Source organism: Streptomyces sp. NH27 (assembly GCF_056859195.1).
Map to the genome: position 1 here is coordinate 1 of NZ_JACEGK010000388.1, position 7,594 is coordinate 7,594.

Below are 7,594 nucleotides of genomic sequence, written 5' to 3' on the forward strand. Positions count from 1 at the left end.
CCCACGCCGTGACCGCCCGCCCGTGAGGTGTTCTGGCGCCCGCTGATACATCCGCGGGTCCCCGAGGAAGGAATGAGCACGTGATCGTCGACTGCGCCATCTACCAGGACGGCCGCCGTACGCACACCCCGGACGACCTGTCGGACGCGCTGGACCAGGCTCGCGCGCAGGGCGACTCCTTCGTGTGGATCGGCGTGCACGACCCGACCGAGGCCGAGTTCGCCGGCATCGCCGCGGAGTTCGGGCTGCACCCGCTGGCGGTCGAGGACGTGCTCAAGGCCCATCAACGGCCCAAGCTGGAGATCTATCCCGGCGCGCTGTTCACCGTGGTCCGCCCGCTGCGCTACCACGACGCCGACGGCACGGTCAGCGCCAGCGAACTGATGGTCTTCGTCGGCGACGCGTTCGTGCTGACCGTCCGGCACGGCGAGGCGGCCACCGCCGCCGAGGTGCGCGCCCGGCTGGAGGGCAAGCCGTCGGTGCTCAAGCACGGCCCGGTCTCGGTGCTCTACGCGATCTGCGACAACGTCGTCGACGACTACCTGGAGATCGCCGCGGAGCTCCAGATGGACCTGGAGGAGTTGGAGGAGCAGGTGTTCTCGCCGGTCGGCGGCGACTCGGTGCGCATCGCCGCGACGATCTACGCGTTCAAGCGGCAGGTGCTGGAGTTCCGCCGCGCCACCGGCCCGCTCGCGGAGCCGATGGCGCGGATGGCCGCCGGCGGCATGCCGTACACCGACCGGCGCACCCAGCCGTTCTTCCGCGATGTCGCCGACCACCTCACCCGGGTCGCCGACGCGGGGGAGTCCCTGGACCGGCTGCTGTCCGACATCCTCGCCGCGCACCTGACCCAGGTCGGGGTGCGGCAGAACGACGACATGCGCAAGATCTCCGCCTGGGCGGCCATGGCCGCGGTGCCCACGATGATCGCCGGAATCTACGGGATGAACTTCCACCACATGCCGGAACTGCGCCAGATCTGGGGCTATCCGGCGGTGCTCGCGCTGATGGTCACGGTCGTGCTGGTGCTGTACCGCCTCTTCAAGCGCCGCGGCTGGCTGTGACGGCGAGCGGCCGGGCCGGGACCGCCCCCGCGCCCCGCGCGCGCCCGGCCCGCGCCTCCTCACATGTGCGGCCCCGCTACTTCTGCGGCCCCGGCGCCTGCTTGCGCCGCCGCGGCGCGCGCCCCGGCGGCTGCTCGGGCGGCTCGCGGTGGCTGATCGCCGGCAGGTCCCGTACCACCGGCCGCTCGGCGGTGAGCGTGAACGGCTTCTCGTAGTGCAGGACCTCGATCGGCGCGCCCCCGGCGAGGGAGTACGTCACCGAGGTCCGCTTCACCTCCACCCGCAGCTGCCGGCCACGGAAGTTCAGGCGGAACGCGATCCGGCTCAGCGCGTCCGGCAGCCGCGGCGCGAACCGGATCGAGTCCCCGTTGAACAGCCGCATCCCGCCGAACCCGGCCACCAGCGCCGTCCAGGTGCCGGCCAGCGCCGCGATGTGCAGCCCGTCGCGGGCATTGTTCTCCAGGTCCTCCAGGTCCATCATCGCCGACTCGCCCAGGTAGTCGTAGGCGAGCTGGAGGTGCCCTACCTCCGCCGCGATCACCGACTGGCAGTACGCCGACAGCGACGAGTCCCGTACGGTCAGCGGCTCGTAGTAGGCGAAGTCGCGCGACTTCTGCTCGGCGGTGAAGGCGTCCCCGCGCAGGTACATCGCCAGCACCAGGTCGGCCTGCTTGACGACCTGCTTGCGGTACAGGTCGAAGTACGGGTAGTGCAGCAGCAGCGGGTAGTGATCGGGGTCGCTGCCCTCGAAGTCCCAGCGCTGGTGCCGGGTGAAGCCGGCGGACTGCTCGTGCACGCCGAGGTCCTCGTCGAACGGCACCGTCATCGCCGAGGCCGCGTCCCGCCAGGCGGCGGTCTCCTCGTCGGTGATCCCCAGCGCGGTGGCGTGCCGCGGGTGGCGCTCGGCGGCGTCGGCGGCGGCCACCAGGTTCGCCTGCGCCATCAGGTTGGTGTACACGTTGTCGTCGCAGACCGCGCTGTACTCGTCGGGCCCGGTCACGCCGTCGATGTGGAAGGCGCCCGCGTGGTCGTGGTGGCCGAGCGACCGCCACAACCGGGCGGTCTCCACGAGGATTTCGAGCCCGGTCTCGGCCTCGAACTCGTCGTCGGCGGTGGTGGCGACGTAGCGCACCACGGCGTCGGCGATGTCGGCGTTCACATGGAAGGCGGCGGTGCCGGCCGGCCAGTAGCTGGACGCCTCGTCGCCGTTGATGGTGCGCCAGGGGAACGTCGCGCCGGCCAGGCCGAGTTGGGCGGCCCGGTCGCGCGCGGTCGGCAGCGTGTTGTGCCGCCACCGCAGCACTTCGGCGGCGGCCTGCGGCGCGGTGAACGTCAGCAGCGGCAGCACGAACGTCTCCGCGTCCCAGAACGTGTGACCGTCGTAGCCGGAGCCGGTCAGGCCCTTGGCGGGGATCGCCCGCTGCTCGGCGCGGGCGGCGGTCTGCAGTACGTGGAACAGCGCGAAGCGCACCGCCTGCTGGATCTCGGTGTCGCCGTCGACCTCGACATCGGCCCCGGCCCAGAAGTCGTCCAGGTACTCGCGCTGCTGGTCGAGCAGCCCCTGCCAGCCGGTGTCGCGCGCGCCCACCAGCGCCGCGTCGGCCTGGTCACGCAGCGCGGGCAGCGACCGTGTCGCCGACCAGCCGTAGGCGACGAACTTCTCCAGCCGCAGCCGCTCGCCCTTCTCCAGCACGGCGGTGACGGTCAGCCGGCTCACGTCCTGCCCGGAGTCCGAGGAGATCTGGGTGGTCGCCTGCGGCCCGTCCACGCGGTGGTCGGCGGCCGCCGCGACCCGCAGCTTGCTGCGGGTGGTGGAGTGGATCAGCCCGAGCCGGGTGCCGGCGGCGATGTGCTCCTCGGAGATCAGCGGCGACTCCAGCGCCGCCGCCACCCGCGGGTCGCCGGTGGCCCGCGGGATCTCCTCGTTGGCCGCCAGCTCCGACTGCACCACCACCCGCACCTGCTCGTCCAGCGGCTCCACCTCGTAGGAGATCGCCGCCACCGCGCGCTGCCGGAAGGAGACCATCCGGGTGGAGCGCACCCGCACCGCCCGCCCGGCCGGCGACACCCACACGCACTCGCGGTGCAGCACCCCGGCCCGCATGTCCAGCTCCCGGGTGTGCGAGCGGGTGGTGCCGTACCGCAGGTCGAACGGCTCGTCGTCCACCAGCAGCCGGATCAGCTTGCCGTTGGTGACGTTGATGACGGTCTGGCCGGACTCCGGGTAGCCGAATCCGGCCTCCGCGTAGGGCAGCGGGTGAAGTTCGTGCAGGCCGTTGAGGTACGACCCGGGCAGGCCGTTCGGCTCGCCCTCGTCGAGGTTGCCGCGCCAGCCGATGTGCCCGTTGGACAGGGCGAAGACCGACTCGCTCTGCGGCAGCAGTTCCAGGTTCAGCTCGCACTCGCGCAGCGACCACGGCGCGACCTCGTAGGCCGGATCGCTGATCACGCGCTTCTCCCGATCAGGTCGGCCAGATCCTTCACCACGGTGTCGGCGCCGTGCTTGCGCAGCTCGTCGGCCTGCCCGACCCGGTCCACGCCGACCACGTACCCGAAGCTGCCCTCCCGCCCGGCGTCCATCCCGACCAGCGCGTCCTCGAAGACCGCCGCCTGACCGGGATCAAAGCCGAGCTGCTTCGCCGCGGCCAGGTAGGTGTCCGGCTTCGGCTTGCCGCGCAGCCCCTGGTCCTTGGCGGTCACGCCGTCCACCCGCACGTCCATCAGGTGCTCGATGCCCGCGGAGACCAGCACGTCGCGGGTGTTCGCGCTGGAGGACACCACCGCGGTGCGCAGCCCCGCCGCCCGCACCGCCGTCACGTAGCGCACCGAGCCCTCGTACGCCGTCACGCCGTCGGTGCGGATCTTCTCCAGCACCAGGGCGTTCTTGCGGTTGCCGAGGCCGTGCACGGTGAGCGCCGACGGCGGGTCGTCGTCGTCACCCTCGGGCAACTCGATGTTGCGCGAGGCGAGGAAGGTCCGCACGCCGTCCGCGCGGGGCCGGCCGTCGACGTAGGCGTCGTAGTCCTCGGTGCTGTCGAAGGGCTGGAAACCGGCGCCGTCCCGGTCGTGCAGGAAGGCGTCGAACATCTCCTTCCAGGCTGCGGCATGCACCAGCGCCGTCGGCGTCAGCACACCGTCGAGGTCGAAGAGGCAGGCACGTACTCTGCTCGGAAGGCCAATCTGCGTCATGCGCACCATGTGCCCCCATCCGGCGGCCGGCATGCCCGCTGCGCGCGAAGTCCCCCCGGCTCGCCGAACGCCCGCCGGCCGCGGTTCCGGCCGGCCTTCCGCCCGGAAGCCGCCGGTCAGCCGCCGGTCAGCCGCCGAGCCGGTTGATCTCCGGGCTGTGCAGGACGTGCGGGCCCTCCCCGCCGAGCCGCACCACCGCCAGCATCGCCCGGCCGAGCGCCTGAGTGGTCGTCACGCGCTTCGGCGCCACCCGCCGCAGCACCGGGTACAGCCACGACGTCGCCGCGTACATCGCGCGGTACCAGCCGGTGCGGGACCGCTCGCCGTGCAGCGGCTGGATCCAGCCGGGCCGGAACATGTACGCGCGCATGTCCATCGCCAGCAGCGCGTTCTCGGTACGCCCCTTCACCAGCGCCCAGCCCGAGCGGCCCTGCTCGGTGCTGTCGGTGCCCTCGCCGGACACATAGGTGAAGGTCAGCGCCGGGTTGCCGGCCGAGACCGCACGGGCGGCGGCCAGCGTGCAGTCATAGGTGATCCGGGTGTAGTCCTGCGGGCTGTGCCCGGCCGCCGACACGCCCAGGCAGTAGAAGCAGGCGTCCGCGCCCGACAGTTCCCCGGCGACCGCCGAGAAGTCGGTGAAGTCGTCGTGGAAGACCTGCCGCAGCTTCGGGTCGGCGCGCTTCAGCGGGCTGCGCGCCACCGCGACCACCTCGGTCACGTCCGGGTCGAGCAGGCATTCCCGCAGCACGCCCTGCCCGACCATCCCCGAGGCACCGAAGAGGATCACCTTCATCGCCGGCCGTCGCCGCCTTCCGTTCGTCCCGCACCCGCCGTCGGCCGCCGCGCGGATCGCGAACCGCCTTCGGGACAGTGTGCCGCACCGTTCCGCCACGGCGATCTTGCCGGCCCGTCGGACGGCGTGTGCGGAACGCCTTCGGGTTAACCCCCCGGGCGTCCTTCCGGCTCGCCGGATGGGGCGGGGGCGAGCCCCGCGCGAAGCTGGAGGCCAAGCCGCGCGGTGGCAGGTCCCGCACCTGGAACCGCCACCCGCACGGAGCCGTACGACCCGCACCGGTCGGTGCGACCCGCGCCCACCCGTGGACGGAGCCGTACGACCCGCACCCATTCGTACGACCCGCACGCGCTCAACAGCCGCGCAAAATAAGGGAGTTACCGTGCCCACTCGCCGCGCCACCGTCCTGTCGGCCGCCGCCGTCCTGCTCGCCGTCCCCACGCGGGCGGTGGCGGAGCCGGGGCCCCGAACCGCGTCGGGGACGAGGAGCGCGAGCGGGTCGGTCGACGGGAAGGTGGGCGCCGAGCGGCTGCGGCTGACACTGCCGGCGCCGAGCGGTCCGCACCCGGTCGGCACCGTGACGCTGCGACTGGTGGACGCCTCACGCCCGGACCCGTGGACCGGAGCTGCGTACCGCGAGCTGATGGTGAGCGTCCGCTACCCGGCCGGTACGACCCGCGGCTTCGCCGCCGCCCCGCAGATGCTGCCCGGCGAGGCCGCCGGCTGGGTCGAGCTGAACAGCCTCTCCGACATCCCCGCGGACCAGGTGGACTGGGCTGCCACCCGCACCCACGCCCACCAGGGCGCGCCGGCCGCGCCGGGGCCGTACCCGGTCGTGCTCTACTCGCCCGGCGCCGGCGACCCCCGCTCGCTCGGCAGCGTCCTGTGCGACGACCTCGCCTCGCGCGGCCATGTCGTGGTCATGGTGGACCACACCTACGACGCGTCCGCCGTCGAGTTCCCCGGCGGCCGGGTCGAACTCACCGTAATGCCGGCGGAGTTCGCCAAGGTCGTACCCGATCCCGCGCACCCCGACCCGGCGAAGATCGCGACGCTGCTGGAGAAGGTCGTCGCGGTGCGCGTCGCGGACGTCCGCTTCGTCCTCGACGCGCTGCCCACCGCACTCCCGGAACCGCTGCGCGCCGCCGCGGACTTCGCGCACGTCGGCGCGTTCGGCCAGTCCGCGGGCGGCTTCACCGCGCTCCAGGCCATGCACGACGACCCGCGCATCCACGCGGCCGCCGACTTCGACGGCGTCATCTCCTACGTCCAGGAGGACGACGAGGACGGCTTCCCGTCCACCCTCGTCACCGACGGCCTGGACCGGCCCTTCCTGCTGGTCGGCAAGGACGGCAACACCCCGGGCACGATGCCCTCCTGGGGCGAACTGGTCCGGCACAGCCACGGCTGGCACCGGGCGCTCGCACTGCATGGCGCCGCGCACGGCACGTACACCGACGCCGTCGTCCTCGTGCCGCAGATCACCCGCCGGCTCGGCCTGCCGCGCGCCACCCTCGTCGAGAACATCGGCACGATCGCCCCCCGGCGCGCCGTCACCGCCGACCGGGCGCTGCTCGCCGCGTTCTTCGGCCGCTTCCTCGCCGACCGCGACGACCACGGCCTGCTCGACGGCCCCTCGCCGCGCCTGCCCGAAGTCCGCTTCACCTCCTGACCGCAGGTCCAACGGACCGGCCCGCCTTGCGGGTTCGCGTGCGCGACGGGCCGGAATCCCGGCGTCCGCGGGCCGGTTCCTGCCAGGATGGAGCCATGTTCTATATGGTTATCGCCTCGGTGGGGCTGGTCGTCGGGATCGGAGCCGCCGCCAAGGCGGTCAAAGACGAGGCAGCCTTCCTCCGGGTCCGCCGTCAGGGCGTCCAGCTCCAGGCCGACATCGTGGACAACTACGCGAGCCCGAGCGGCAACCAGAACTCGTACTACCTCACCCCGGTCGTCCAGTACCGCGTCAACGGCCGCACCTACAAAGCCGAGTTGTGCAACGCCAGCGGCGGGCGCGGGAGTGTCGGCTCCAGCATGACCGTCCTGGTTCGCCCCGACCACCCGTACGCGCCCTACGACCGCTACGGCGGGATGGGCACCCAGTCGCGCAACTTGCTGCTGCTGTTCGCCCTCGGGGTCGCGAACTTCGTGCTGATGCTCGCGGTCCGCTGATCCCGCCGATCCGCTGATCCCGCCGGTCCGTCGGCGCCCCAGTGCGCGTTCGCGGTGCCAGGCGCGTTGGGAACGGTGCTTTTCGGCAGGTCGAGATGGGTGTGGGCGGGCTGCTCCACCACGAAGCCGCGCGTGGGCCGGGCGGCCGGTCGGGGAGCTGGTCGGGGAGCCGTAGGCGCGCCGTTCGCGCGGTGCGCGGGTCGGGTCGGGAGGGTCAGATCGCGGTCGGGCGGCGGATCTCCTCCACGGCGGTGACCAGCGGTGCGAGTCGGGGTTCGGCCCCGGTCATCGCCGCGAACATCACCCGCCGCAGCCGGACCACCTCGGCCACGTCCCGGCCCTCGCCGGTCCGCACCGTGATCGGGCCGGCCCCGTATGT

Annotated in this window: 6 protein-coding genes; 3 read left to right on the top strand and 3 right to left on the bottom strand. The window is 72.8% G+C overall.

Features of this window, described 5'->3' with window-relative positions; genetic code table 11:
- The first annotated feature begins 80 nt into the window (after nt 1–80).
- Nucleotides 81–1,064, top strand: a complete 984-nt coding sequence (gene corA, locus AC13HU_RS26700) for a magnesium/cobalt transporter CorA (protein WP_483044511.1) — start codon at nt 81–83, stop codon at nt 1,062–1,064.
- A gap of 76 nt (nt 1,065–1,140) precedes the next feature.
- Here the strand turns inward: corA and AC13HU_RS26705 are convergent, their stop codons facing one another.
- From AC13HU_RS26705 to AC13HU_RS26715, 3 genes are all read right to left on the bottom strand, one after another.
- The gene (locus AC13HU_RS26705) at nt 1,141–3,513 is read right to left on the bottom strand and encodes a glycoside hydrolase family 65 protein (protein ID WP_483044512.1); all 2,373 of its coding nucleotides are present in this window, start codon (nt 3,511–3,513) and stop codon (nt 1,141–1,143) included.
- Complete coding sequence (locus tag AC13HU_RS26710; RefSeq protein ID WP_483044513.1) at nt 3,510–4,253, bottom strand: HAD family hydrolase; 744 nt, start codon at nt 4,251–4,253, stop codon at nt 3,510–3,512. The genes AC13HU_RS26705 and AC13HU_RS26710 overlap by 4 nt, the downstream gene beginning before the upstream one ends.
- Nucleotides 4,254–4,380: 127 nt before the next feature.
- The gene (locus AC13HU_RS26715; RefSeq protein ID WP_483044514.1) at nt 4,381–5,046 is read right to left on the bottom strand and encodes an NAD(P)H-binding protein; all 666 of its coding nucleotides are present in this window, start codon (nt 5,044–5,046) and stop codon (nt 4,381–4,383) included.
- Between the two features lie 382 nt (nt 5,047–5,428).
- Between AC13HU_RS26715 and AC13HU_RS26720 the strand changes: the two genes are divergently transcribed.
- Together AC13HU_RS26720 and AC13HU_RS26725 are read left to right on the top strand one after the other, a co-directional pair.
- The gene (locus AC13HU_RS26720; protein ID WP_483044515.1) at nt 5,429–6,718 is read left to right on the top strand and encodes an alpha/beta hydrolase; all 1,290 of its coding nucleotides are present in this window, start codon (nt 5,429–5,431) and stop codon (nt 6,716–6,718) included.
- Between the two features lie 95 nt (nt 6,719–6,813).
- Entirely contained in the window at nt 6,814–7,215 is a 402-nt protein-coding gene (locus AC13HU_RS26725; protein WP_483044516.1) for a hypothetical protein, read from the top strand.
- Nucleotides 7,216–7,594 lie beyond the last annotated feature (379 nt).